The organism is Gordonia insulae, from assembly GCF_003855095.1.
GTDB lineage: Bacteria > Actinomycetota > Actinomycetes > Mycobacteriales > Mycobacteriaceae > Gordonia > Gordonia insulae.
This window is the reverse complement of the sequence record NZ_CP033972.1, coordinates 3,072,877-3,099,007: the sequence shown is the minus strand read 5'-3', so window position 1 is coordinate 3,099,007 and position 26,131 is coordinate 3,072,877. Positions and strand designations below refer to the sequence as shown.

The 26,131-nt window shown below is 66.1% G+C and carries 18 protein-coding genes; 11 read left to right on the top strand and 7 right to left on the bottom strand.

Features of this window, described 5'->3' with window-relative positions; translation table 11 throughout:
* The first annotated feature begins 30 nt into the window (after positions 1-30).
* The gene (locus D7316_RS14170) at positions 31-5,400 is read left to right on the top strand and encodes a non-ribosomal peptide synthetase (RefSeq protein WP_124708814.1); all 5,370 of its coding nucleotides are present in this window, start codon (positions 31-33) and stop codon (positions 5,398-5,400) included.
* Positions 5,397-9,953 (top strand): non-ribosomal peptide synthetase, encoded by a 4,557-nt coding sequence (locus tag D7316_RS14165; protein ID WP_124708813.1) that lies wholly within the window; start codon positions 5,397-5,399, stop codon positions 9,951-9,953. The genes D7316_RS14170 and D7316_RS14165 overlap by 4 nt, the downstream gene beginning before the upstream one ends.
* Positions 9,954-10,094: 141 nt before the next feature.
* Here D7316_RS14165 and D7316_RS14160 read toward each other — a convergent pair whose 3' ends face one another.
* A complete protein-coding gene (locus tag D7316_RS14160; protein WP_232016913.1) occupies positions 10,095-11,351 on the bottom strand; it encodes an HNH endonuclease in 1,257 nt (418 codons plus the stop codon).
* A 195-nt stretch (positions 11,352-11,546) separates the two neighbouring features.
* Here D7316_RS14160 and D7316_RS14155 point away from each other — a divergent pair, with 195 nt between their 5' ends.
* From D7316_RS14155 to D7316_RS14140, 4 genes are all read left to right on the top strand, one after another.
* Entirely contained in the window at positions 11,547-12,800 is a 1,254-nt protein-coding gene (locus D7316_RS14155; protein WP_124708812.1) for an acyl-CoA thioester hydrolase/BAAT C-terminal domain-containing protein, read from the top strand.
* A gap of 17 nt (positions 12,801-12,817) precedes the next feature.
* Positions 12,818-13,051: a hypothetical protein gene (locus tag D7316_RS14150; protein WP_124708811.1), complete on the top strand. Its 234-nt coding sequence runs from the start codon at positions 12,818-12,820 to the stop codon at positions 13,049-13,051.
* The gene (locus tag D7316_RS14145; RefSeq protein WP_124708810.1) at positions 13,048-13,509 is read left to right on the top strand and encodes a hypothetical protein; all 462 of its coding nucleotides are present in this window, start codon (positions 13,048-13,050) and stop codon (positions 13,507-13,509) included. Before D7316_RS14150 ends, D7316_RS14145 begins: the two co-directional genes overlap by 4 nt.
* A gap of 265 nt (positions 13,510-13,774) precedes the next feature.
* The gene (locus D7316_RS14140) at positions 13,775-14,455 is read left to right on the top strand and encodes a response regulator transcription factor (protein WP_124708809.1); all 681 of its coding nucleotides are present in this window, start codon (positions 13,775-13,777) and stop codon (positions 14,453-14,455) included.
* Positions 14,456-14,475: 20 nt separating this feature from the next.
* Here D7316_RS14140 and D7316_RS14135 read toward each other — a convergent pair whose 3' ends face one another.
* Together D7316_RS14135 and D7316_RS14130 are read right to left on the bottom strand one after the other, a co-directional pair.
* Entirely contained in the window at positions 14,476-15,156 is a 681-nt protein-coding gene (locus tag D7316_RS14135; RefSeq protein WP_124708808.1) for a metal-dependent transcriptional regulator, read from the bottom strand.
* Between the two features lie 66 nt (positions 15,157-15,222).
* Positions 15,223-16,554 carry a sensor histidine kinase gene (locus D7316_RS14130; RefSeq protein ID WP_232016912.1) on the bottom strand — a complete coding sequence of 444 codons (1,332 nt, stop codon included), beginning with the start codon at positions 16,552-16,554 and terminating at the stop codon, positions 15,223-15,225.
* 526 nt (positions 16,555-17,080) lie between these two features.
* Between D7316_RS14130 and efeU the strand changes: the two genes are divergently transcribed.
* Positions 17,081-17,974 (top strand): iron uptake transporter permease EfeU, encoded by an 894-nt coding sequence (efeU, locus tag D7316_RS14125; RefSeq protein WP_124708807.1) that lies wholly within the window; start codon positions 17,081-17,083, stop codon positions 17,972-17,974.
* A gap of 12 nt (positions 17,975-17,986) precedes the next feature.
* Complete coding sequence (efeO, locus tag D7316_RS14120) at positions 17,987-19,195, top strand: iron uptake system protein EfeO (protein WP_408610009.1); 1,209 nt, start codon at positions 17,987-17,989, stop codon at positions 19,193-19,195.
* 533 nt (positions 19,196-19,728) lie between these two features.
* Here efeO and D7316_RS14115 read toward each other — a convergent pair.
* Positions 19,729-20,841, bottom strand: a complete 1,113-nt coding sequence (locus tag D7316_RS14115) for a HAMP domain-containing protein (protein ID WP_124708806.1) — start codon at positions 20,839-20,841, stop codon at positions 19,729-19,731.
* A gap of 6 nt (positions 20,842-20,847) precedes the next feature.
* Between D7316_RS14115 and D7316_RS14110 the strand changes: the two genes are divergently transcribed.
* Both D7316_RS14110 and D7316_RS14105 read left to right on the top strand, forming a co-directional pair.
* A complete protein-coding gene (locus D7316_RS14110) occupies positions 20,848-21,576 on the top strand; it encodes a phosphatase PAP2 family protein (protein WP_124708805.1) in 729 nt (242 codons plus the stop codon).
* Positions 21,563-22,366 (top strand): COG4705 family protein, encoded by an 804-nt coding sequence (locus D7316_RS14105; protein WP_124708804.1) that lies wholly within the window; start codon positions 21,563-21,565, stop codon positions 22,364-22,366. The genes D7316_RS14110 and D7316_RS14105 overlap by 14 nt, the downstream gene beginning before the upstream one ends.
* 623 nt (positions 22,367-22,989) lie before the next feature.
* Here D7316_RS14105 and D7316_RS14100 read toward each other — a convergent pair.
* The 3 genes from D7316_RS14100 to D7316_RS14090 form a co-directional block, all read right to left on the bottom strand.
* On the bottom strand, positions 22,990-23,685 hold the full coding sequence (locus tag D7316_RS14100) for a DedA family protein (RefSeq protein ID WP_232016911.1): 696 nt from the start codon (positions 23,683-23,685) through the stop codon (positions 22,990-22,992).
* Complete coding sequence (locus D7316_RS14095; RefSeq protein WP_164473793.1) at positions 23,682-24,506, bottom strand: alpha/beta hydrolase family protein; 825 nt, start codon at positions 24,504-24,506, stop codon at positions 23,682-23,684. The genes D7316_RS14100 and D7316_RS14095 overlap by 4 nt, the downstream gene beginning before the upstream one ends.
* 203 nt (positions 24,507-24,709) lie before the next feature.
* Positions 24,710-25,159, bottom strand: a complete 450-nt coding sequence (locus tag D7316_RS14090; protein WP_164473792.1) for a DUF1707 SHOCT-like domain-containing protein — start codon at positions 25,157-25,159, stop codon at positions 24,710-24,712.
* Positions 25,160-25,333: 174 nt separating this feature from the next.
* Between D7316_RS14090 and D7316_RS14085 the strand changes: the two genes are divergently transcribed.
* Positions 25,334-26,089: an ABC transporter permease gene (locus D7316_RS14085; protein WP_124708801.1), complete on the top strand. Its 756-nt coding sequence runs from the start codon at positions 25,334-25,336 to the stop codon at positions 26,087-26,089.
* Positions 26,090-26,131: the final 42 nt, after the last annotated feature.

The following is a 26,131-nucleotide window of genomic DNA, read 5'->3' as shown; positions in this document are numbered from 1 at the left end:
GGTTAGGTTTACCTCTGTAGACTGGCACGCATGTCTGACGAGCTGACGCAGCGGAAGAAAGAGCTGCTCCGGCAGCGCCTCGAGGCCGGGGGGCTCGCCCGCTCGGCCACCGCCGCGGCGCCGCGCCCGATCGCCAGACCGGACGGTGCGACGAGCGATCTCTCACCGGCACAGCGGCGGCTCTGGTTCGTCTCACACCGCGACCCGCACGACACCACACTCAACGTCGGCGTCGCCTACCGCCTCGACGGGCCGCTGGAACCGGAGCGTCTGCGGTCGGCGTTCGACGCCGTCGTCGCCCGTCACGAGATCCTGCGCACCACTTACGAACTCGCCCCCACCGGTGAACCGCGGGCACGCCACCACGCGACCGGCCAGATCGACTGGCGGGACCTCGACATCAGCGACCTGGCGCCGCGCAGCCGGGATCGCCGTCTCCAGGTGCTCGCGCGCCGCGAATTCGGGACGCCGTTCGACCTGACCACCCAGCTGCCGTTACGGCTGCTGCTCGTCCGGGTCGCCGACGACGCGCACGTCCTGATGCTCACCGTCCATCACATCGCCTGGGACGACGAGTCCTGGGCCGTGCTGTTCGGCGAGGTCAACCGCAGCTACAACGCCGAGCCAGGGGCCGAACTCTCCTCTCTGCCAAGGCAGTACGTCGACGTCCCGGCAGCGGCGGACGACACCGTCGCCGACGACCTGGCGTTCTGGCGTGACGAGCTCACGCCCATCCCGGAACCACTCGGGTTGCCGACGTCGCGGCGCCCGGCCACCGGACCGCGGATCAGCGCACGGCTGCGTCGCGAGGTCCCGGCCGATCTCGTGACGGCCGTCGACGCCGCCGCCCGGGAATCCTCGGTGACCCCCTTCACCATCCACGCTGCGGTCGTCGACCTGCTCGTCCACCGACTCACCGGCGCTGCCGATTTCACCGTGGCGGTTCCGGTCACCCATCGCCCGGCCGACGCCGCGGACCTCATCGGCTACTTCGGCAACACGGTGCTCCCACGCACACGCCTGTCCGCCACCGACACCTTCGATCAGCTCATCGCGGCCGCAGGGGAGCGGATCGTGGCGGCCATCTCCCACCAGAGCGCACCGGTCGACGTCGTGGTGGGAGCACTCAACCCGGAGCGGGGCGCCGGTACCGACGGCCTCGGCCGGCTCGTCTCGGTCAGCCTCAGTGCACGCAGCAGCGCCGACGGGTTCGCCCTGGACGGGATCAGCGCGGGCCACCTCGACGAGCTCGGTACGCCCAATGGCCAACTGCCACTGGAGTTCACCGTCGCCGCCGGTACGTCGGACATCGGACCGCACATCGAACTCGAATACGACACGGCGCTCTTCGGTGGCGACGTCGCCGACGGGATCGTCGACGCCTACCTCCACCTGCTCCGGGCCGCGATCGCGGAACCGGGCCGCCCGGTGCGGGACCTCGGCCTGCTCACCTCGGTGGCACATGAGCGTGTCCTCGCCGCGTCCACCGGCCGGCGCGCGGAGGTCACCGACGCGACCGTCGTCGACCTGTTCGCCGCCGCCGTCGGCTCACGCCCCGACCACGAGGCAGTCGTGTCCGACGACGCGACCCTCACCTACCGGGACCTCGACGAACGATCGAACAGGCTCGCGCACTGGATGATCCGATCCGGCATCGGCCCCGAGACACTCGTCGGTCTGCGGATGACCGCCTCGGTCGGATTCGTCGTCGCCGCGTTGGCCGTCCTCAAGGCCGGTGCCGCCTACCTGCCGATCGACCCGGACTACCCGGCCGACCGCACCGACTTCCTCATCGCCGACGCCGATCCGCTCCTCGTGCTCGACGCGGACGCGCTGTCCGTCGCGGAGGACGAGGCGGCCGAGCTGGAATCCGACGCGCCGACCGACGCCGACAGGCGGACGCCGCTGCGGCCCGACAACCTCGCGTACATCATCTACACGTCCGGGTCGACCGGGACGCCCAAGGGTGTCGCGGTGGCGCACAATGCGATCGCCGATCACCTCATCGGGTTCGGGGCCGGCGAGGTTCTCGGCCCCGACGATCGCCTCGTACAGACGTCGTCGGTGAGCTTCGACGCCTCCATGTTCGAGATCTTCTGCACACTGTCCGTCGGCGCGACCCTCGTCGTGCCGAAACCCGCAGCGGTGCAGGACATCGCCTACATGGCGGACCTGCTGGTGCGGCAGCGGGTCACCGTGATGCACATGGTGCCGACCCTGCTCGCGACGCTGCTCATGGTCCCCGAGGTGAAGCAGTGGACCATGCTGCGGACCGTCCCGGTCGGTGGCGAGGCCTTCTCAGGGGAGGTCGCCGACTCGTTCACCGCGACCTTCGACGCCGCACTGTCGAACAACTACGGCCCGACCGAGGCGGTCGTCGCCGCCACCCATCACCCGATCGATGCGCCGCAGGGCAATTCGATAGTCCCGATCGGCACCCCGAACACCAACGTGACCAGCTACCTCCTCGACCCCGGACTGCACCTCGTGCCCGACGGCGTGGTCGGCGAGATCTACCTGGGCGGGCCACAGCTGGCGCGCGGCTACCTCGGCCGACCGCCGCTCACCGCCACCCGGTTCGTCGCCGACCCGTACGCGCCGGGTGGACGTCTCTACCGCACCGGTGACCTCGCGCGCCGCAACGACGACGGTCAACTCGAGTTCGTCGGCCGGGCCGACGAACAGGTCAAGGTCCGCGGCTACCGGATCGAACTCGGCGAGGTGGAGGCCGGACTCGTCGAACACCCCGACGTCGCACACGCGCTCGTGCTGGTCGAGGCCGACGACGCCGGCGCGCGGCTCGTCGCCTACGTCATCCCCGAGGATCACGCCGGCGCAGCGATCGACCTCGACGAGGTCCTGCGGTTCGCACGCACCACCCTGCCCGGACACATGGTGCCGTCGGCGATCGCGAAGATCGACGAGGTGCCGCTGACCACCCACGGCAAGCTCGATCGTGAGGCACTGCCCATCCTGTCGACGTCGGCGGCCGATGACCGTGCCCCGCGGACACCCACCGAGAAGCGGATAGCGGGCGTCTTCGCCGGACTGTTCGGACGCGACGACATCACCGCCGGGTCCTCGTTCTTCGATCTCGGAGGACACTCCCTGCTTGCCGCACGACTGGTCACGACCCTCACCACCGAGTTCGGCATCGACGTGGATGTCCGACTGCCCCTGGACAACCCGACGGTCGAGCAACTCGCCGCGGCGGTCAACGCCGCCGTCATCGACGAGTTCGGCATCGACCTGGACGAACTCGGCGACCTGGACGACATAGGTGATCTCGAGGGCGACGACGGTGGGTTCGCCGGCCTCACCGTCATCGAGCCGGCACCCGCGGCCGATTCGTCGTCGACCGGGCGGCCACCGCTGACCCATGTCGATCGGCCCGATCCGATCCCACTGTCCTTCTCCCAGTTGGCGATGTGGTTCCAGCATCGGTTCGAGGGCCCCGGGGCCGCCGGCAACATCCCGCTTGCCTTCCGCCTCGACGGTCCGCTCGAGATCGATGCGCTGCGTGCGGGGATCGGTGATGTGATCCGACGCCACGAATCGTTGCGCACCACCTTCGTCGAACGGGACGGTCTTCCGGTCGCGGTGGTCCACGACGACGTCGACGTCGACCTGCCGGTGACCGCGGTGGCCGCCGAGGAGACGGACGCCGCGCTGGCGGAGGCCCGCGAGCACCTGTTCGACCTGTCCGTGGCACCGCTCGTCCGCGCCCGGCTGTTCCGCGTGGCCGACACCCATCACGTCCTCTCACTGGTCGTGCACCACATGGTGATCGACCACTGGTCCACCGACGTGCTTCTCGACGATCTGATCGCCGCCTACCGGTCCCGCGTCGACGGTGTGGTTCCGGATCTGGCGGCGCCGGAACTGACGTACACCGATTACGCGCTGTGGCAGCATCGCGTGTTCCCGGTCGGCGCGGGATCGAGCGGGCCGGAATCCGACGGTTCCTCCGACGCGGACTTCGGGCGAGCACAGGTCGAGCACTGGTGCGAAACGTTGGCGGGTCAGCCGGACGAGATCACCGTCGCCGCGGATCGCCCACGCCCCCAGGCGCTCACCAAGGACGGCGTCCTCGCCGACGTGACCGTGCCCGCGTCGGTGCGCAGGCGCCTGCGGGCGGTGTCCGACGAGTGCGGCGCCACCGAGTTCATGACGGTCACGGCCGCTCTCTCCGGCGTGTTCAGCAGGCTGGGCGGAGGCGACGACATCGCGATCGGTACACCTGCGGCGGGCCGCCTCGATCCGGGCACGGACACACTCGTCGGACTGTTGGCGAACATGGTCGCCCTGCGAACCCGGACCGACGGGTCGCCGACCGTACGCACGTTGATCCGGCGGACGCGTGATGTCGTCCTCGACGCGTTCGCCCATCAGGACGTGCCGATCGAACGGCTCGTCGAGGCCGTCAACCCCCGACGCACCCGCTCGCGGAACCCGCTGTTCCAGAGCATGATCCACTTCCGCGATCGGGACGCCAACGCGATCGGACGACCGCTGGACGCCGACGGGCACACCTCGGTCACCATGCTCCCGGTCGAGCAGGACACGTCGTTCCTCGATCTGAACGTCATCCTCACCGTGACCGCCGACGGCGGCTTCGACGGCCGCGTGGTCGGCAGCGCCGACCTCTACGACCAGGAATCCGTCGACGGCATCGCCGCGGCGTTCGTCGCCATGCTCACCGGATTCGCCGACGGCGCCGACACCGTCGTCGACACCGTCGACCTGCCCGCGATCCCGGGTGTGCTCACCGCCGACCGCCACGACGACGACCCGACCACCCTCGCCGCGCTGATCGCCGTCGAGCACCCGCGCCGGGTGCACGCAGGTCCGCGGACGCTGGCCGCGTTGCCCCACACCGGGACAACAGATCTCGCGTCGGTCCGGGACTGGGTGGTCACCGGACCGGGCGCCGGCACCGCACTGGGGGAGACGCTGTCGGCTCTGGCACCCGGATCGCGACTGACCGATCCGTTCACCGAGCAGGAACCGGCGCCGGCGGTCCTGGCGATGGCCGCGACCGCCGGCGGTGGCGCACAGACCCCCACCGAGGAACGGCTGATCGCGATCCTCACCGACCTGTTGGGCGTCGACGGCCTCGGCCGCGACGACAACTTCTTCGCCGTCGGCGGCGACAGCGTGATCTCCATCCAGTGGTCGGCGCGCGCCGCGGCCGAGGGATTACCGCTGGCGCCGCAACAGATCTTCGACCACTATTCGATCGCCGAACTGGCGGCCGCGGTCGACGAGGGCGGCTCCGACACCGCGACCGACGAGACGCCTGCCGCCGAACCGCCGGTGGACGCAGCCCCGATGAGCGCCTCCGGGCTGAGTGACGACATGCTGGAATCGCTGGGCAGCGCCTGGAAGTCGCAGCGGTGAGCGACGTCCCCGAGATCGAGGACGTTCTCGCCCTCAGCCCACTGCAGCAGGGCCTGTTCACGCTCTCGGAGATGTCCGGCGAAGGGCTTGACGTCTACTCCATGCAGTTCGTCGTCGAGATCACCGGCCCCCTCGACGTCGACCGTCTGCATCGCAGCGTCGACGCGATCGTCGACCGACACCCCAACCTGCGGGTGTCGCTGTGGGACAAGGATCTACCGGCACCCGTGCAGATCGTGCCGAGCCACGTCGTCGTTCCCTGGGAGGAGATCACCGCGAGTGCAGCGGAGTTCGACTCCCTCGCCGTCGCCGGACGCGCCCTCCGATTCGACCTGCGGAATGGCCCGCTGCTGCGGGTGAAACTGGTCGACCTGCCCGGCGACCGCCGCCGGCTGCTGGTCACCGCCCACCACATCCTGATGGACGGCTGGGCGATCGCACTGTTCTTCGGCGAACTTCTCGCGATCTACTCGGCCGACGGTTCGGCGGCGTCGCTGCCGCCGGTTCGCCCGTACCGCAACTACATCGCCTGGCTCGCCGCCCAGGACACCGAGGCGGCCCGCGCGGCCTGGCGCGAGCACCTCGACGGCGTCGAACCGTTGATGCTCGCGGCACCCACGGTGCCGGTCACCGAGCCCGTCCGGACCCGGCACCGTCTTTCCGTCGCGGACACCGAACGATTGGTGTCGTGGGCGCGTTCGACGGGACTCACCGTCAACACGGTGACCCAGTTCGCGTGGGCCGTGGTGCTGTCGCGGCTCACCGACCGGACCGACGTCGTCTTCGGCACCACCATCTCGGGGCGCCCTCAGGGACTCGCGGGGGCGGACGAGATGATCGGCCTCTTCATCAACACGGTGCCCTCACGGGTCCGGCTGTCCGGTGCCGGCGACGGCCGGCCGGCGACCGTCGCCACGGTATGTGCTGCGCTGCAACGAGACTCGGCGGCTATGCGCGACCAGGGGCATGTGGGTCTGTCGGAGATCCAGCGATCGGCGGGGCACGGCACGCTGTTCGACACGCTGTTCATCTTCGAGAACGCGCCCATCGGCGCGGCGACCGAACCCGTGAGCGCGGCCGACGGCACCCGGTTCCTGCCGCTCGCCATGGAGAGCCTTGCGCACTATCCGCTGACGGTGGTCGCCTACCTGCTCGACGGTGAGCTGATCGTGATCACCGAGTCGATCGACGAGGCGCTGGGCGAGATCGACGCCGCCGACGTCGCGGAACGCATCCTGGCCGTTGTGCGTGCGTTGCCCGATGCCGCCGACCACGAGGTCGATCACCTCGACGTGCTCCTGCCCGCCGAGCGCGCCGCGCTCGAGCAGACCGACCATGACGCACCCGCCGACCTGCCCGCGACCGTCGTCGAGGCCTTCGTCCGGCAGTGCGAGCGCACTCCGTCGGCACCCGCGCTGGTGACCGACGACGAATCGATCACCTACGGCGAGCTCTGGGGCCGCGCAGGCCAACTCGCCGCCGAGTTGCGCGACCACGGGATCGGACCCGAAACCGTTGTCGCCGTGGCGCTGCCGAGGTCGACCGGGTCGGTGGTCGCCATCCTCGCGACGATGCTCGCGGGCGGGGCGTATGTGCCCATCGACCTGGCCTTCCCCGATGCCCGGATCACGAATCTCCTCGACCAGTCCGGTGCCATCGTCGTAATCACCGACCGGGCACACGCGGATCGGTTTGCCGACGACGTGGTCGTCGTCCCGGACGACCCGGAGACGGCCAACCGGATCGCCGCGCGAGCGGAGCCGCCTGCGCTGACCGCCGAACCGGCTATCGGACCGGCGAGCGCCGCCTACCTGATCTTCACGTCGGGATCGACCGGAGAACCCAAGGGCGTCATCGGAACACATGCCGCGCTGATGAGCTATTGCCGCGACCACCGCGACCACATGCTCGCCCCCGCCCGTGCCCGGCTGGGCCGTCCGTTGCGGATCGCGCACGCGTGGACGTTCAGCTTCGACGCCTCGTGGCAACCGCTGGCCGGTCTGCTCGACGGCCACGCGATCCACCTGTTCGGCGAGGACGAGATGCGCGACGCCGGCCGGCTCGTGGCAGGTCTGGCTCGACACGCGATCGACATGATCGACACCACGCCGTCGATGTTCGGACAGTTGGCCGCGGCCGGTCTCGTCGGCGGCGATGCCGCGGACGGCGCGGCCCGGGCCGGAGGGCACCTGTCGGTGCTGGCCCTGGGCGGGGAGGCGATCGGTCCTGCCCTGTGGGGGCAGCTGTCGGCGTTGCCGGACACCGTGGTCCACAACTGCTACGGACCCACCGAGACCACGGTCGAAGCAGTCGTCGCGCGGGTGGCGGATTCCGCGTCGCCCACCATCGGCACGCCCACCGACCGGATGAGCGCCTACGTCCTCGATTCCCGACTCCGCCCGACACCGACCGGTGTCGCCGGCGAGCTGTACCTGTCGGGTGCCCAGGTGACCCGTGGCTACCAACGCAAACCGGCGATGACGAGCACACGATTCGTCGCCGACCCGTTCCGCCCACGCGCGCGGATGTACCGCACCGGAGACCTGGTGCGTCGCAACGCGGCCGGGAACATCCTGTTCGTCGGCCGCAGCGACGATCAGGTGAAGATCCGCGGATACCGCATCGAGACCGGTGAGGTGGAGGCCGCGATCCGACGTGCCGACGGTGTGACGGCGGCCGCCGTCGTGGTCGTCGACCGGGCCGCCGGACCGGCACTGGTCGGGTTCGCCGCCGGAGATGGTGTCGACGCCCGCGCTGTTCGCGCCCACGTCGCGAAGGCGCTTCCCGCACACATGGTGCCGTCGCGAGTTGTCGGCGTGCCGGTGCTCCCGATGAACAGCAACGGCAAGGTGGACGCGATCGTCCTCGCGGAATCGGCCGCCGCTGCACTGCAGGCCCGCGCCACTGCCGACGACGTCGACCTCACACCGACGGCGACGATCGTCGCCGGTGTGATCGCCGACGTGCTCGGAACCGCACCGGGCCCGGACGAGGACTTCTTCGACCTCGGCCTCGACAGCATCGTCGCGATGGCAGCCGTGAACGCGCTGCGCGGCCACGACCTCACCGTCACACCTCGGATGGTGCTGTCGTACCCGACGGTGCTCGACCTCGCGGACGCGATCGACAACGCCGAGGAGGACGAATCCTTCTCGGCCGGGACAGGTCTCGTACCCGCACTGCCGGTCGTCGAGTGGCTGTACGAGTACGGCAACCACCGGCGGTTCACCCAGACCGTGCTGTTCGCGCTACCGGCCGATGTGTCCGACGACGGGCTGATCGCGGTTCTGCAGGCCACGATCGATGCCCACGACATGCTCCGCTCGATCGTCACCGAGGACGGGTTGATCACACGGGACCGCGGCACGGTCGACGCCGCCTCGTTGCTGGTCGTCCGCGACGCCGAGGACCTCGCAGACAGCGTCACCGCTGCCGCGCGGGAGGCGAACGACCGCATTGACCCCGACGCGGGCCGCATGGTGTCGGCAGTGCGACTGCGCCACAACCACTCCGCGGGCGACTCGGCCGATGTCCTGCTGCTGGCCATCCACCACCTCGCGGTCGACGCGGTCAGCTGGCAGGTGCTCTTCGCAGACCTCGCGCGGGCAGGCTCGACCCTCGAGGTGGTCGATGGCTCGCCGACGGTCCCCGCCCTCCCAGAGGAGCACACCGACTACCGTGCGTGGTGCCGATTCGTCGAGGGACGCACCGACAGTCCGGATGTGCTGGCACAGCAGGACTATTGGACCGCTCAGGTTGCCGGGCCCGATCCGGCCGTCGGGGCCCGGCAGGTCGATCCCACCACGGACACGTGGGCCTCACTGCGATCAGCGGTCACCACCACCGACACCGACGTCACCGCGACGATCCTGAAGGCCGCCGACCGTACTGTCGGTGTGCGCGAGTTCCTGCTCGCCGCGCTCACCCTCACGGTCACCGGCTGGCGGGCGCGCCGAGGCCAGGACGCGACGGGCGGCGCCTACATCGCGCTCGAGGGCCACGGCCGTGAGGACCATCTGGCCGGTCCCGGCGTCGACACGTCGCGGACGTTGGGCTGGTTCACGAGTGTCTTCCCGGTGCGCCTGGGTGTGGGAGGGTCGGTCGGCGCCGACGACGTTCTCGCCGAACCGGGCGTCGGGCGGAAGCTCGTGGACGAGGTTGCCCGGCAGGTCGCGGAGATTCCAGCCGGTGGAGTGGATTTCGGTGTCCTCAAGTATCTTTCCCGAACTCCGGGGTTGCAGGTGCCGATGCCGCAGATCGAGTTCAACTATCTTGGTCGGTTCGATCTGCACACGCCGGACACCCAGTGGCAACCGTGGTCGCCCATCACTGATCTCGACATCAACGAGCATCTGCCGACGGACCCGGAACCAGATCTGCCGCTGCGGTACGCGCTTGACGTGGTTGCCGTGATCCGGGCGACCGACGACGGTCCGCAATTGGTGGCCAATTGGCGCTACGGCGACACCGTGCTGACCGCGGACGAGGTCGGCGAGCTGACGGCGATGTGGGAGCGGTCGGTGGTCGCGTTGGCGGGCGCCATCGCGGGCTAGGGCGGATCTATTCGTGCCCACGACGGTTGCGACGGGTCGGTCTGCCGCTTTCACACTGTTGAGTTGTCAAGGTACGGATGCGGTCCCGGCGTGGCCGGGTGCAGGATGTGGTGGTCGTTGGATGGTGATGTCAGGAATCGGTCAGGCGGCGGCGGGCAGGTTGTCGAGGGTCAGGGTGCGTCGGTTGTAGCTTGGTAAGGCTCGTTGCTCGGGGTCGACGGTGGTCGGCGGTATCAGCCAGGCGTGCCGGTCGGCGCCGATGTACACGTCCCATCCGTTGTGGTGGACGTCGGCGTGACAGGACGGGCACAGCAGGCAGCCGTTCTCCAGACAAGTTTCGCCACCGTCGGCCCAGTGCGCGATGTGGTGGGCCTGGGTGCGGGTGGCGGGGGCGCCGCATTTGATGCAGCACTTGTCCCGGACGTGCAGTGCTTTGCGTTGTGCGGGGGTGAACAGACGTTTCTCTCTGCCGACGTCGAGGGGCACGGTTTCGCCGTCGACGAGCAGTGGTGTGATGGTTGGGTCGCAGGCGAGTCGGTTCATCGTGGCGCGGGTGATCGATCCCATGTGTTCGAGTGCGGACAGCTGTGGGTTGTCGGCGGGAATGGTCACTAGCACATGAGTTCTCGGAACAATGCTCATGTCGTTTCCGCCTCCGGCGGCGATGTCGAGGATGGTGTCCAGTGCGTCGGCCAGGCGTCGTTCGGTGGAACGTGCGTCGGGGGAGCCGTCGGGTTCGGGGCGGGGTGCACCGTAGCGTTCCATCGCGGCCTGGAATTTCTCGCCGACTTCGAGATCGAGGTCGGCGTCGACATGTAGGCGCCCGTCGGTGGTCTTACTCTTGGTGAGCGTGTTGATGGAGCGGTCTTCGGCGGCGGGCAACCCGTCGGGCGTGTCGTCGGCGAGGACGTTGCCCAGGGTGCGGGCGCGGTCGGCGATCTCGGCTGGGGTGGCGCCGGAGAAGTGTTGTCCGAGAAGATCAGTCACATAGTATAGACGCATCGCGTCGTCGATCGGTTCCGGTGATCTTTTGCCGATGTGCTCGACGCCGCGGACGATGGCGTCGACATGTTCACTTGGCACCACGCCGTCGACGGCATGCGCCGACAGGGTGGGGAGCAGCGCAAGCGCACCGGCGATGCGAACGTAGCGCTGCGCCACAGACGGAGCGAAGCCCATGACGATCAACAACTCTCGAGTAGTTCGTCCGTGGTCTCTGGCCACCCGCAGTCGTTCGAGTGTGCCGGTCAGCTGTGCTGCGTGGTGATCGATCAGATTCCGGATCGTGTACAGGGCGCGCATCTCCTCGAAGGCGCTCTGCCCGGTCATGGACTCGTGGTCGTGGTGAACGGCGCGCAGGGCGTCGCCGATGGCGATGAGTGATGCGGTCGATGACATTGCGGCCTCCCGAATGACAGAACAGGACAGCAGGGCTTACGTGTTCTGTGCGACGGGCCGGCATGTGGACACGGGGCGCGCTTCGTCTTCTTCTTTCCTGCTGGTGACAACACTACGAGATGGCACCGACAAGATCGATCACAGCAAGTTCGCGACGATCACGCGCGGGGGCCGGAGAAGCGCGACACTGGTGGCGTGAAGCTACACATCTCCTCGCCTTCCGAGCTCATCGACAGTCCCGTGTCGTTTCGCGTCAGCGACACCGAGGCGTCGTCGGTCGTACTGGTCGTCAGAGTGACCGACGCCGAGGGGCATCCGTGGCAGTCGATTCATGACTATCAGGTCGGTGACGATGGTGTCGTGGAGATCCCGGATCCCGATGAGCCCTGGACCTCCATGGAATTCGTGTCCGAGGCGACTGCGCCGGTCGTCTTCACGGGTTGCGAGACCGGCCTCGATTTCGTCATCACCGCGACCGCTGAGCGCGAGGCCGCGAGCCTGACGGTCCGGCGATCATGGGGCGTCGGGCTCGTGACAGACCGAATCGAGGGTGACGGGTGGGTACTGGCGTGCTACCGGCCGGCGGTGACGGAGGGTCCTCTGCCCGGGGTGATCGTCGTGCCCGGAACCTTGGTCAGCGGCGCCACGCAGGCCACCGCCGCGTTGTTCGCCTCGCACGGCTACGCCGCGGGCGTTCTCTACTACACCCAACAGCCCGGCCTGCCGGACTCCGTTGCACGCATAGCCGTGGAATCGATCGAGGCCGGCATGCGATCGTTCGCGGCACTGCTCTATGTGGACTCCGAGCGAGTCGCGGTCCACGCGGGGTCGGTCGGATGTCAGACGGCGCTTGCGACGCTGAGCGGGGCTCGGGATTTCCGAGCGAAGGCCGTGGTACTGGTCGCGCCGAGTCATGTTGTTTTCCAGGCTCTTCGCAACGACGGACCCCCTCCGAAGGCCAGTGCCCTGACGCGCGGAGCTGTTGATCTGCCGTATGTGCCGGTGAAGGCGGAGAAGCTCTTCTCGCAGCTCATCAAGAACCAGGTACGTCGATTGTTCTCTCGCCGTCCGACGTCGATGGCGATAGCAACCCGAACGGCGTACGCGGCCGGCCTCGCCGACGGTGACGCGGTGGAGGCCGCGGTGATCCCGGTCGAGGAGGTCGATGCGCCGATCCTGGGGATCGCCGGTGACGACGACCAGTCCTATCCGGCAGATGAGATGGTCCGTGCGATCATGGATCGGCGTTCGTCCGCAGGAGTGGGCGCCGCCGACGAACTCCACGTGTACACCGGTGCCGGTCATTTCATACGTCCGCCGGCGACCCCGACGACCGTCGACAGGTCCGACGGCCTCGTAGCGGGAGGCACACCTCGTGGCAGCGCGGTGGCGCAACGGGATGCGTGGAATCGGACTCTGGCTTTTCTTGGTACGCATCTTGGTGGATGACCGGATGGGAATGGCGGATGTCGGTCTCGACCGAGGCGATGTATGGGATCCTCTCGCCGAGGCTGGCCTGTCAGAACGCGCCCGAGATGCCGCGTGCAAACGCGGAGTTCAAGAGTTGGTTCGACAGCGCGATCGCGTGTCTCGTGCTGCTCTCCGTTTGGAGCACTCTGTCGGGGTTGGCGTCGGTCGACATCGCCATCCGGCCGGACCCCAGCTTTCCCACGCATTGGGCGTCGGCGCTTTCGCGGTGATCGGCATCCTGACCAGCTGTGACGTCCCAGTTGAGTCAGACCTGTCGGCGCGCACCCTCGAAGTGAGTCAGGCTGACGATGCGTTGTCGGCGATCCGGATCGCTCTCCCCGAGCAGTATCGTTTTATCGCGGGGTACTTCGTGCCACCTCCGTTTTCGGGCAAGTCGGCCTACTTCCTCCGCTACGATGACGCGGAGAAAGTAGATCTGCGCGCGCTGGCCGAGATGAACTCCAGTGCCGAGTTCGGTCCCGTCTTGCAGGCGAAATGCGCCAGTGAACTGTCGAGATATTCGCTGGTGTCAGACATGGGTCTGCACTGCGAGGAGTCGATGCCGCTGACGGTTATTCGCAACGATGGATTGGGCGCGGGCGACCTTCTTGCAGCTGGTAGTCAGGCCATAGTCGTACCCGAAGGCGATGATCCACACCAGATATACGTCTACTCGGAAGGAACTTAGCGGGTCTACTCGATCTGAAATGCTCTATGCCGCACAAGGTCACCGATGAAACAATGTCTTCCGCGCCGTCACCACCGCCGGGAGCCGATGCCCCATCCGGACGGCTGACGAGCCGCGCTCGGAGCGACGAAGATCCCGACTCAGCATGTTCTAAGCGCGCCGAAGGAACTATACAGAGAAGGGAGAGCAGACGGTCGAATAGTGTCGGAGCGTCTACTCGGCCCATCGGAGTCGGAGCGAACGCTGGACAGAGGGTTGTGGGCTGATGCGCATCTTGGTGGTCGAGGACGATCGCAGCGTCGCGGAGACGGTTCGGCGGATGCTGGTTGCCGAAGGCTGGGTCGTTGACGTCGTCAACGATGGTGTGACTGGTCTCGAGCGAGCCATGACCGAGCGGTTCGACGTTGTCGTTCTGGACATCATGATGCCGGGTTTGAATGGCTATGAGGTGGTTCGCCGTCTCAGAAGCGTGGACAACTGGACTCCCGTGCTGATGCTGACGGCGAAAGACGGAGAGTATGACCAGGCCGACGCATTCGATTTCGGTGCCGATGACTACCTGACGAAGCCGTTCTCATTCGTTGTCTTTGTGGCGAGGTTGCGGGCGCTCGCGCGTCGGGGTGCACCGGCGCGGCCGGCGGTTCTCGTAGCGGGCAGTCTGTCGTTGGATCCGGCCGCGCATGTTGCGAAACGAGGTGATGTCGAGCTGAGCCTGACGCCGCGGGAGTTCGGCATGCTCGAGTACTTGATGCGTCGCAAAGGCGAGGTGGTGACGAAGGCGGAGATCTTGGACTCGGTGTGGGACATCAACTATCGCGGTGACGAGAATGTGGTCGAGGTGTATGTCAGTTACCTTCGCCGCCGAATTGACACGCCCTTCGAATGCAAGGCGATCGAGACTGTTCGCGGAGTCGGGTATCGACTGGCTGCTGATGGGGGTGGCTGACCTCGCGACGGCACAGTCGGTTACCCGCGGTCGAGTTGGATGATGTGTGCGCGCTTTGCAGCGACTTCGATGCTGTTCAAGCCGCGCACAACGTAGATGCCCGGTCGGTACTCGACACGCACCCGCGCACCTGGGATGACACCGGCCGAGATCAGTTGGCTCATCAGGGCTTCATCGTCTTGCGCGTCTTCCGAGATCGATCGCACGGTCGCCTGGATCGGGTCCTTGGGTCGCCCGATGTCGAGTAGTCGGATGCCCGGAGGCCGTGGTCGCCACTCGACACCGAGTTGATCGAGGCCCGGTATCGGGTTTCCCCATGGTGACTCGGTGGGATTCTCCAGGAGCTCGATGATTCCGCGTTCCGCGTCATCGCTCATGACGTGTTCCCATCGAGACGCTTCCTCATGCACTCTTTGGGCAGGAAGTCCCAGGATGTCGGTGAGCATCCGTTCGGCAAGTCGGTGTTTGCGAGTGGCGGCGATCGCGATGCGTTGGCCTTCGGGTGTCAGCACGAGATGTTGTTCTGTCGTGCCATCGGTGAGCAGTCCGTCCCGTTCGAGTCGGGCGACCGTCTGGGAGACAGTGGGTCCTGCCTGGCCCAGGCGTTCCATGATGCGAGCTCGGCGTGGGACTTGTCCGTCTTCGCTGATGTTGTAGATCGTGCGGACGTAGCAGGAGGCGGTATCGATGAGACGATTCACTGACTCGCAATGCCTTTCGTGACCTTTGTGCGACTGTGGTGGGGGATGGACCGTTCGGCTGATGCCTCACTCGTCGGCGGGCAGTGTGAACCCGATGGTTGCGCCTGCGTGGTCGGAGTCGGTGATGATCATCGATCCGTGATGTGCGCGGATGATTTCGTTGGTGATCGACAATCCGAGCCCAGACCCGCCGCTGGTGCGTTCGCGCGAGGTGTCGAGACGAACGAAACGCTGTGTGATGCGGCCCTTGTCGACATCTGGTATGCCTCGTCCGTTGTCGGACACTGTGATTGTCGCCGAGCGGGTCGTCGAGTCGTGCGTCATGGCGAAGGCGAGCGTGTCGTCGGTGTGGCGTGCAGCATTGTCGGCGATGTTGCGAAGGGCTCGGGTGAGCTTCTCTGCGTCGCCGCGAATGCGGACGGGCACGATCGAGACTGTAATGGTGTGGTCGGTGGTGGCTTCCAGACGCGCGACCTCGGAGCTGACGATCTCATCGAGATTGACGTCCGTCCAGCGCAACGGAACACCGCTCTCGTCGGCTCGAGCGAGCAGCAGCAGATCGGCAACCATGTTCTGCAGGCGCATGGCTTCGGGCATCATCACGACATCAACGGTGTCGGGATCAATGGGTTGGCCTTTGACGCGTGCCAGATCGAGCAGGCCGACGAGTGTGGTCAGCGGGCTGTTGAGCTCGTGCGATGCATCATTGACAAAGCGGAGCTGTTGTCCCCGGGCCTCTTCGATGCGGCCGAGCATCTCGTTCATGGTGGTTGCCAGGGTGGCGATCTCGTCGCCGGTCGCCGGAACAGGTACACGTTGGGTGAGGTCGCCGCCCGTGATGTCGGCGACCCGGCGTCGGATGGCCTCGACCGGACGGAGCGCGCGACCGACGAAATAGTAGGTCAACAAGGCCATCCCGGCGACGATGAGCGGGAACACGATGCTGCACAGGATTGCGACGATCAGAACGGTCGCGTTGATCGGGGTGATGGCCGCCCCGACCATCACAGTGAGGACGCCGTCCGGTGTCTTCACACCGATTGCGCTGGCCTGGTACGCCTCGCCGGAGTCGTCTTTCGCGTACGTCGAGGGCAGCGTTGTCTGCTGGCCGGGCGGCAGTGGAGGTGCGAGCGGGCGGTTGTAGTTTGCGTTGTTGCTGAGTCGGATGGTTCCGGTGGGGTCGACGATCTGGATGACGGCGACATTCTGAGCGGCATTCAGCAGTGACGGTTCAACGCCGGCCAATCCTTCACTGGCGACGATTCCGGCGATCTGGTGTGCGCGGGCGGATGTCGCGGACTCCGCGGATCGCGCAAGAACGTGGTGCAGGGCGACAATCATGATGAGTGCCGCAAGAGTGAGAGCCAGGATCACCAGGACACTCGCGGTGACGGTCAACCGTGTCCGAACAGGACGAAGCCAGCGGCATATCCGCTGGTAGGGGCCTGCCCTTCGCGTCTGCACGCGATGACAGTAACCCGGCTCTGCCGCACCGTACAGCGGTACTCAGCGTCCACTAAGCTTTGTTAGGAAAGCATGGCCTCATGCCAGTGAAGCGCTCATCGGAGCGGATGACGCAGGACCCATCTCCGCTGGTGCGACACCCGAGCCGGTCGGCCCGCCATCGTGGTGACGGAAGTGGGTGACCGTGGGCGACCCGACGGTGGCCGACGCTACTCGCGACGAACACTGTTGGGTGCTGCTGGTGGCGGTGCGACCGAAATCATCGAGTTTCATGGCGAAACGTCAGTGTCAGGTGGTCACAGCTCGGTTTCGGTCGAACCTCGAGCACCACAACGGCGCAGCAGACTCCGCGAAACATGTTCGGCGCCACTGATCGCGCGGACGGCTCGCATCCGGCTCACCTATCCCGACAACGTGGCGGGCGTCCGAACTCACGTCACCCATTAAGGAGCGCCGATACATGGATACGGCCGGACCCTCTGTCGCTGCTCAAGTGTTCGGCAGCGGCCTCATCGGCATACGCGAAGGGCTCGAAACCGGGATCGTGGTCATGATTCTCGTTGCCTTCCTCGTGAAGTCGGACCGTCGAGACGCGCTCAAGTGGCTGTGGGCGGGCGTTGGCGCAGCAGTCGCCATGGTCATCGCGATCTTCGTGATCATCCATTTCGGTACCTCGACGGTGTCGACGTTGACCGCAGAACTGATCGCCGGCCTCGCCTCCCTGGTGGCGGTGGCGATCGTGACGTTCATGGTGCTGTGGATGAGCAAGGCCTCCGCACACATTTCCGCTGATCTCAAAGACGAGATGTCGACGGCGTTGATCAGCGGTGGCGCTGCGGTGATGGGGCTGGCGTTTCTCGCCGTCGGGCGTGAAGGATTCGAGACCGCACTGCTGATGGTCGGGTACGCCGAGAGTGTGTCCGGCAGTCTATGGCCGCTGCTCGGGCTGTTGCTCGGTATCCTGGTGGCCGTCTTGTTGACGGTCCTGCTGTATCGAGGTGCCGTGCGCCTGAACTTTCATAAGTTCTTTCTGTATACGGGCATCTTCCTGATCTTCGTCGCCGCTGGCATTCTCGCCTACGGAGTGCGTGCCCTGCAGACCGTCGGGTGGTTACCCGGTGGACCGACCCTGGCATTCGACACCTCGGCATACTATGACCAATCATCTTGGTATGGAACACTTCTGGCAGGAATATTCAACTTCCGCCCAGATCCGACTCTTCTGCAGGTCGCCGCGTGGTCGCTCTACATCGTCATCGTGCTGGCGCTGTTCCTCCGTGCCAATCGCCGCCGCCCAGCCCGCTCGGCCGATGCGCACCCGCAAACCCCGGCCGCTCCCGATGCCGGTATCTGAAAGGAAAACCAGGTGAACAGAAGAATCACCACGCCGGTCGCGCTACTGACGATGACGGTAGCCGCACCTGCACTGCTTGCGGGCTGTACCTCCAAAGACGGCGCCAACGGCACCATCGACGTCACCTCCACCAATGATGCCTGCGATCTGGCCAGCACCGACGCACAAACAGGCGACGTGAACTTCACGGTCACCAACAATGGTCCGAAAGTCACCGAATTCTACCTGTACGGCAACAATAATCGGGTCCTCGGCGAGGTGGAGAACATCGGTCCCGGCCTCTCCGGCAACCTCACCGTCGAGGTCACGGACCCCGGCACCTACACCGTCGCATGCAAACCCGGCATGGTCGGGACGGGAATCAGGCAGCAGATCACCGTCTCCGGTGACACGAAGGACAAGCAGGCCGTTCCCGCTGATGTCAACGCTGCCAAGCAACGCTATCTCGACTATGTACGTGGGCAGGTGAACGGGTTGGCCGCACAGACCACGGTGTTCGTGGATCACATCAAGGCGGGGCAGCGTGACCAGGCACAAGCCATGTTCGGGCAGGTGCGCACGTTCTACGAACGCATCGAGCCCGTGGCCGAGTCCTTCCCGGACCTCGATCCCGCGATCGACATGCGTTGGGACGACACCGAAGACGGCGCCCAACCCTTCACCGGGTTCCATCGACTCGAACGCTACCTGTGGCCGCCCCAGCCTCAAGAGGTCGGGGACGGTCCGGGCCAGATCGCGCCCGCCGACGCCGCGAACGCCACCTCCGCCGACAGCGACGCCAACATCACCCAGGCGGCCGACGAGCTACTGAACAACGTCAACACGCTCAAAGATGAAGTGAACAAGCAAGATTTCACTTTTGAGACCCGCCAGTTCGTGCAAGGCCCACAGGCGTTGATCGACGAGATCGCGGCGACCAAGGTCGGAGGAGAGGAGGATCGCTATTCACACACCGACCTGTGGGACTTCGCAGCCAATGTCGACGGCGCAGAGACGCTGATCGCGGAGATGCAGCCGATCATCTCCGCCAAGGATCCTGCGTTGATGGACAAGATCACCGGGCAGTTCACCGATGTGCGGACGGCGATCAACCAGTACCGCCAGGGTGACGGCTACGTGGCATACACGACGGTCAACGCCGAGCAACGCAAGGATCTGTCGAACAAGATCGACGCATTGTCGGCGACCTTGGCCCAAGTTCCCGGAATCGTTCTCGGCTGAGGACGTGGTCTCGGCCGACCGAGCGAGAGGCACGGCCGAGACCACCACTCGATGCCGACGGGAGCACGCGAGCCCGGAGCGAGGAACTCAGGGTGCGTCGGGTGTGTCGCCGGGTTCGGGCACGTCCGGTTGCCCCGGAATATCGGGTGCATCGTCCGCGGTGTCGCCGGGTTCGGGCAGATCTGGTTGGCCGGGCCGATCGGGTTGATCGGTGGGCCGGACTGGCTGGGTCCGGACGGATGTGGATGATTGTCCGGAAGGCGCGTGTGTGGTGATTGCGTGAGCAACGCCGATCCCGACACCACTGGCAGCCGCTGCGGCCAGGGCTGCGGCGATCAGCGCTCTTCGCAGCCGTCGTCCTGGGCCAAGAGTGTTGTGTCCCATGCGAAATTCCTTTCTCGAGGTCGATCGTCACGGTGACGATCTGGAACCCAGAGTCGCGGGACGGCGCTGTGTACACGCTGAGTGTTGCTGAGAGCCCGGCTGCTCGGCCCCGCTGCGACGGCCGCTGTGCACGCTCGCATTCCGAGAATTCAGCCGAGTGTGTCGTGCGAGGTCGAGGTCGAGGGCGACCGGTCCGTCGATGGCGCGTTCGCCCACGTCACCGTGCCGTTCCCACCGGGTGGCCCCGCAAGGTCACCACGTGGCCGGGAACTCAGAAGCAACTCAGCAACAATGGTTTTCACCGATGTCACCTCGTTCGCCAGCAGAGTGCCGGCTTTGTCCGGTTCGATGGCCTCTTCGTGATCAACCGCGGATGCGAGACCATCGACGATGCCGTGAACCGGGGTGAGCAACTCGCGTGCGGCGGTCTCGACGAAGTCGGACTGCTGCCGATGCGCGCCGTTGATTCGATCAAGCATCGCGTTCATGGTGGTCGCGAGCGCGGATGTCTCGTCGCCGGAGGCGGGCACCGGAATCCTGGGGTGGGGGAGGCCACCGTCAGCGGCTGCAGCCAGGTGCCGGCGGATACCGTCTACTGATCGCAGAGTCCTCCCGGTCAGGACGTAGGTCAACACCGCCATCCCGATCATGATGACCGGAAATCCCACTGCGCACATCAATGCGATAAGGGCGACAGTGCGCTGGATCGGACCTTCAGCAGCCCCGACGACGATCGTGAACGGCTCACCTCCAGGACCGGCACTTCCGCGAACCGCGGCACGATACTCGGCGTCACCAGCACGCTCTTCCAGATAGATCGTGTGCTGAGCCTCGGGCGGCACCGACTCTGTGAGCGCGCCGGTGTGAGTCGGCGGGCTGGCGATCACGACCCGATTGCTGGAATCGACTATCTGGATGATGTCGACGTTCTGCGCCTGACCGAGCAGTTCGTGATCGATCCCGCCGGGCCCTTCCTGGCGCACCGCGGTTGCCAACTGGGACGCCCGCGCCTCCGCCGCGCTGTCGGCGGTGTGGACCAGCACCGAATTGATGGACAGCACCAGTATCATCGCGGCCAGAAGCAGCGTCACCGCGACCACCGTGGTGGCCGCCACGGTCAGGTGAACGCGAAGCGGCATGGGGTGGACGCGGAGCTTGCGTGGCCACACTGTCTGCCTTGGATGCACGCATCGGACGGTAGTACCAATATCAGCGTGATCACAGCACAACTCAGCGTCCGCTAAGCATCTGCGGTCGAGCATGTTCGCATGCAGACCTCCACCGTACGACAAGTCCTTGCGGCGCTGCTGGTCGCCGGGGTATTGCTGGGCGGCGTCGCTCTGGCCTATTCAGGAGGCCCGTTCGGCCTCGACGACCCGGTCATGGCCTGGGTGATCGCGCACCGAAACGCCGCCGTGATGCCCACGGTCTCCGTGGTATCCGATTGCTTCGGCCCGATGATGATCGCGATCTGGACCATCGCCATAGCAGTGGGGCTGACGATCTATGACCGCAGTATCGTCCGCGCGACGGCGGTCGTGGCGAGCGTGGTGACCGCCGGAATCGTCGCGGAGATCGTGAAACTGGTTGTGGCCCGACCACGTCCGCCGTTGCAGTTCCACCGGACGATTGCCGAGACCAGCTTCTCCTATCCATCGGGTCACGTGACAGGGACCTGCGCTCTGGCGGTGACTGTTGCTCTGGTCTGCACCGCATCCACCGCACCACGGGTGCGTCGCGGAGTCGTGTCTGCCGCAGTCGCGATCACGCTCGTCGTCGCTGGTACCCGCCTGTATCTGGGCGTCCACTGGGTGTCCGATGTTGTGGCGGCCATGGCGGTGGGAATCGCAGTGGCACTGATCATCCCACCGCTGGCCGTCGGGGGGCTGACTGATCTGCATCGTCGAACTGCCAGTGGAAGTACCGGTCGCCTATCAGGGTGGCTCAGGCCGCGTTCCGCTTCACCGAACGGAGATCAGGTACATGCCCATCACTGACGTCACACCGAGTTCGGTGACCAATGCCTGGAGCAAGGTCCCCGAGGTCACCATCTATTTCTGGGTGATCAAGATCCTGGCGACGACCGTGGGTGAGACAGCGGCCGACTACATCAACATCACCTTGGGCCTCGGCCTGCAGTCGACGACGTTGGTGGCCGTGATCTTGCTGGCCGTCACGCTCGCCGCCCAGTTCATGGTCAGCCGCTACATTCCGGCACTGTACTGGTGGACCGTGTTGCTGATCAGTGTGACGGGCACGTTGATCACCGACAACCTCACCGACGTGTTCGGTGTCCCGCTGGCGATGTCCACTGCGGTGTTCAGCATCGCCCTGATCGCTGTGTTCACCGCGTGGTACGCCACAGAACGAACCCTCTCGATCCACTCCATCCGCACCCGGCGGCGGGAAGCCTTCTACTGGCTCGCGATCCTGATCACCTTTGCATTGGGTACCGCTGCCGGCGATCTCATCGCCGAGAAGCTCGCTGTGGGATATGCGGCGTCGCTGGGCATCTTCGCGGCGATCATCGCGCTGATCGCCATCGCGCACTACGTACTTCGTCTGAACGCGGTCGTCGCGTTCTGGGCTGCATACATAGTCACCAGACCTCTCGGAGCGTCGCTCGGCGACCTTCTGACCCAGCCGCGGGATTCGGGCGGCCTCGCGTTCGGCACCACTGTCACCAACGTGGTGTTCCTCGTCGTGATGGTGGCTCTGGTGGCGTTCTTGAGTGTCACCACGATCGACCGTGTCGAGCAGCGCGCTCCGGGCGAAGTCCGCCGGTGAGAGCTCGGAACGGTTTGTGCTCAAAAGAATTCGTGACGATGAGTGTCTCGAGTGCCCGGACGCTGACTGTACTCGCCACAATCACGACCACTCTGATCATACTGCTGCTCGTGACGGTTTCTGGCGTCACGACGAACGGCGCGATGCCACAATCAGTCTCATGCAACAGCGCCATCATGTCGTTGACTGCTGGTGCATTGATAGCGCGAATGTTCGTACAACTCTGCGTCGCACTCGCCACTCCGCCGACTAGCAGGCGGCGGTGACGGTGACGGTCTCAAACGGCAGGAGCGGCGAAACGTACACCGCGGGCCCGCACGACGAGCATCCGCGTCTGTCGCGCGCGGTGAGGGCCTCGCTCCTCCTTGCAGCCCTGATCGCATCGTTTGTCACGGCCGGGTCCTACGGCCACGCGCTCGGCGCTCCGGGGCCCGGCGACGCCGAGGACAGGACAGCCGCGTGGGCCCATCGTCAACACGTGGACCCAGTGGTATCGCTCCTGGAGTCGTGGGTCACCGCGCGCCATCACCCCGACGACAGCTGAAGGTCAGCGGGTGACACTTGTGGCGCGCGAGCACAATACGTACACCGTGCCGACGACCGATGGTGCCTGACGGTCGCTGTCATCCCCGGTCTCGGCCGGGCGCTGGATTGCCAACGCGTGCAGATCGTCGGCGACGACGCAGCGCGGTCCACACCATCGGTGCAACGGAGACGACCACGATCAACACGAAGATCGGCTCGATGAGTTTCTGCACGATTGCGAACTGGCCCAACCAGTATCCGAGCAGCGTGATACCGCTCGCCCAGGTCACCGCTCCGATGATGTTGACGATCAGGAAATGTCGATGCCGCATGCCTGCGGCCCCGGCCACGATGGGAGTGATGGTTCGTACAACCGGCACGAAGCGGGCGAGAAAGACGGTGATCGGGCCGTGACGGTCGAAGAATGTGTGAGCCTCGTCGACATAGCGTTGCTTGAGAACACGGCTCGCCGGGGTGAACCAGCGGGTGCCGACTGTGCGTCCCACCCAATAGCCGACCTCTGCGCCAAGGATGGCGGCCATGGGCGCCAACAGCAGCACCTGCCACAGTGACGCAAAGGACTCGAGTCCCTGCGCGCCGTCGGCGGCGATCACCATCCCGGCGACAAACAGCAGAGAGTCTCCCGGTAGTAGAGGAAACAGTATTCCCGATTCCACGGCGATGACGAGGAGCAGGCCGACCAGCGCCCACGAACCGAAGTAGCCCAACAGGGTCACGGGATCCAGGAAGCCGGGTAGCGCGACGGCATGAGCAGCCGCGAGGGGAATGGTCACGCTGTCGAACCCAGGGCTCGCGAGCTCAGAGCTCCCTGAGTCACGTGGGTGGGGAGCGCGGGGGAGTGAGACATCACCTGTCGGATCAGCTTTTCCACGTCAGTCAGGACCTCGCTGTAGCCCCGGCGGCCGGGTGTCACCAGGGAAGTGTGCGTACCGCCCGCGATCTCGACCAGGTCGGGATGCGGCAGTGCCGGCAGGGGGTGGTCTTCGAGGTAGTGTCGGGCCACCTCGATCGGGACGACGTGGTCGCGGGTGCCGTGAAGCAACAGCACAGGCACGGTCGGGGGTGGGTCGGCACTCGGGTCCGCCAGTGAGTATCGCTCGGGAACCTGGTGGGGCAACCCGCCGAGGAAAGCCCGCACGTTGCGGTCGCCGTGCACGGCCGCATATGCCAGATCAGCCGGGCCGGAGATCGACACCACCGCTCGCGGTGGTGTCCTCCCGTGGGTACCCGCCCAAAGGGCCAGTTGTCCACCTGCGCTGTGCCCGGCGACGACGGCGACACCGTCTGCGAGGGAGCGGTGGTCGTGACTCAGGCCGGCGGCGAAATCGACGGCTGCCTGGGCGTCGGTGAGGGTCGTCGGCCATCCTCCTCCGGAGCCGATGCGTCGGTATTCGACGTTGAACACGGCGATCCCATGGTCGGCGAGAGCGCGTGCCATGGGCGCCAACCCGCGTAGATCGCCCGCGGAGGACAGCCAACTCCCGCCATGGAACAGGACGGCGAGGGGCACCCCGGTGACAGGTGCGGACGGCAGGTACAGATCGCCGAAGTTCTGGGTGGGATCATTCTTGCCATCCGGCGTGGGATAGACCAATCGAAGGGGGCGCGATCCGGTTTGTGCCGCCGAGTCCGGTGCGGGCGAAACGAAGGTTCGTGCCGCCGATGATTGTGGTGGCACAGTGCAACTCGTGACCGAGGGGAGGAACACGCTCAGTGTGACCACGACGGCGAGGGAACCTGGGGTCAGATGTTTCGAGAGTATTCGTCGGCATGAGCGCACCACGTGTTCCACCCGGCTCATTCTGAGAACTGTTCGTGGTCGAATGGAGTGATCTCCGTGCCGGTTTCGGCGATGATGCCGACGGAGACCGCGGTCAATCCGATGACCATCAGCACGAGGACGAGCCCGATCGCTACCGCGGCGCGGCGATGGTGCATGGCCGTTGCGAGTGAGGACGTGAGCATCGCGTTCAGTGCGGCGCCGCCCCGGCGGATGGCGTGTGCACCGGATCGTCGACCCGCGGGCGTCCGGAGTTCCGCGTGGTCGACATCTGCAGTGAGTACCACCAGTTCGTCGCGGTAGGTGGCCGCGTATACGCTCGCCGACCGATCGTCGAATTCGACCGGGTTGAGCATGCCCTCGGCCATCGCGGCACTCAGAATCGCAGCGGACGCCTCGCGGTCGCGGGTGGATGCACGCCGTCGTGGTGGCGGCGAGTCTGTGTTCTGGACGGGGAGGTCGGACATGGGACGGATCCTTCGCAGCAGATGTGCCGCCGGTCGCGACGCACGTTCCGAGTGTGCCGACGTGGAGCTTAGGGATATCTGAGTGCGATCCGCGCCGGGCGCTGGCGCACTGCGCATCACTCTGGTACAGAACGAGTACTGGTGGATCAACCCGCTCATGTGATTGGTGACGTGATGAACTCGGTAGGCGACGCTGTGGTTCGGATCGGTCCCGCGCTCGGTGTTGTCGTGGTGGTCCTGGCGGCTGTGGCCGTGGCTGTCAACTACCTCGGCCACACCGGCTATTGGCGGGAGAGCATGGTTGCCACGCTGCGAGCCGCCGTCCAGCTGGCCGCTCTGGCGGCGGTGCTGGGAGTGGTGATCCAACGCTTCTGGGCGTCGGCACTGTTCATCGCCATCATGGCATGTGCGGCCGCGTGGACCTCGGCTGACCGGATCGCGGGACGGCGCGGTACGTGGCGGCGCGCGGTGCGATGTCTGCTGCCGGTTGCGCTTTCGACGGTGATCATCGTGGCGGCATTGGTGATCATCGGCGTATTGCCGGCAACCGGGCTGGCGGTGATTCCCACTGCAGGCATCATGTTCGGGGGTGCGATGAACACCGCCTCGTTGGCAGGTCGCCGGGCCCACGACGAACTACACACCCGCAGCGGCGAAGTCGATGCCGCATTGGCGCTGGGACTGGTGTCTCGTGATGCCCGTCTCGAGATCTGTCGCTCCGCGGCAGCCACCGCTCTGGTCCCCGGCATCGATCAGACGCGGTCGGTGGGTCTGGTCACCATTCCGGGTGCATTCGTCGGGATGGTCCTGGGCGGCGCGTCGACGACCGCGGCTGCGGTGATGCAGCTGTTCGTGCTGATCTCGCTGCTGGCCGTCAGTGCGATCGCCGCCGTGATGACCACTGAACTGGTTGCGAGGCAGCTACTTTGACTGGTGACACCGCTGTAGCGGCACCGCTCGCATGAGGGATGC

Coding starts and splice junctions, on each gene's coding strand:
- D7316_RS14150 (WP_124708811.1), top strand. CDS start 12,818: ATGTCGGTCTCGACCGAGGCGATGTATGGGATCCTCTCGCCGAGGCTG.
- D7316_RS14085 (WP_124708801.1), top strand. CDS start 25,334: ATGAACTCGGTAGGCGACGCTGTGGTTCGGATCGGTCCCGCGCTCGGT.
- D7316_RS14105 (WP_124708804.1), top strand. CDS start 21,563: ATGCCCATCACTGACGTCACACCGAGTTCGGTGACCAATGCCTGGAGC.
- D7316_RS14110 (WP_124708805.1), top strand. CDS start 20,848: ATGCAGACCTCCACCGTACGACAAGTCCTTGCGGCGCTGCTGGTCGCC.
- efeU (WP_124708807.1), top strand. CDS start 17,081: ATGGATACGGCCGGACCCTCTGTCGCTGCTCAAGTGTTCGGCAGCGGC.
- D7316_RS14140 (WP_124708809.1), top strand. CDS start 13,775: ATGCGCATCTTGGTGGTCGAGGACGATCGCAGCGTCGCGGAGACGGTT.
- D7316_RS14160 (WP_232016913.1), bottom strand. CDS start 11,351: ATGTCATCGACCGCATCACTCATCGCCATCGGCGACGCCCTGCGCGCC.
- D7316_RS14090 (WP_164473792.1), bottom strand. CDS start 25,159: ATGTCCGACCTCCCCGTCCAGAACACAGACTCGCCGCCACCACGACGG.
- D7316_RS14170 (WP_124708814.1), top strand. CDS start 31: ATGTCTGACGAGCTGACGCAGCGGAAGAAAGAGCTGCTCCGGCAGCGC.
- D7316_RS14115 (WP_124708806.1), bottom strand. CDS start 20,841: ATGCTCGACCGCAGATGCTTAGCGGACGCTGAGTTGTGCTGTGATCAC.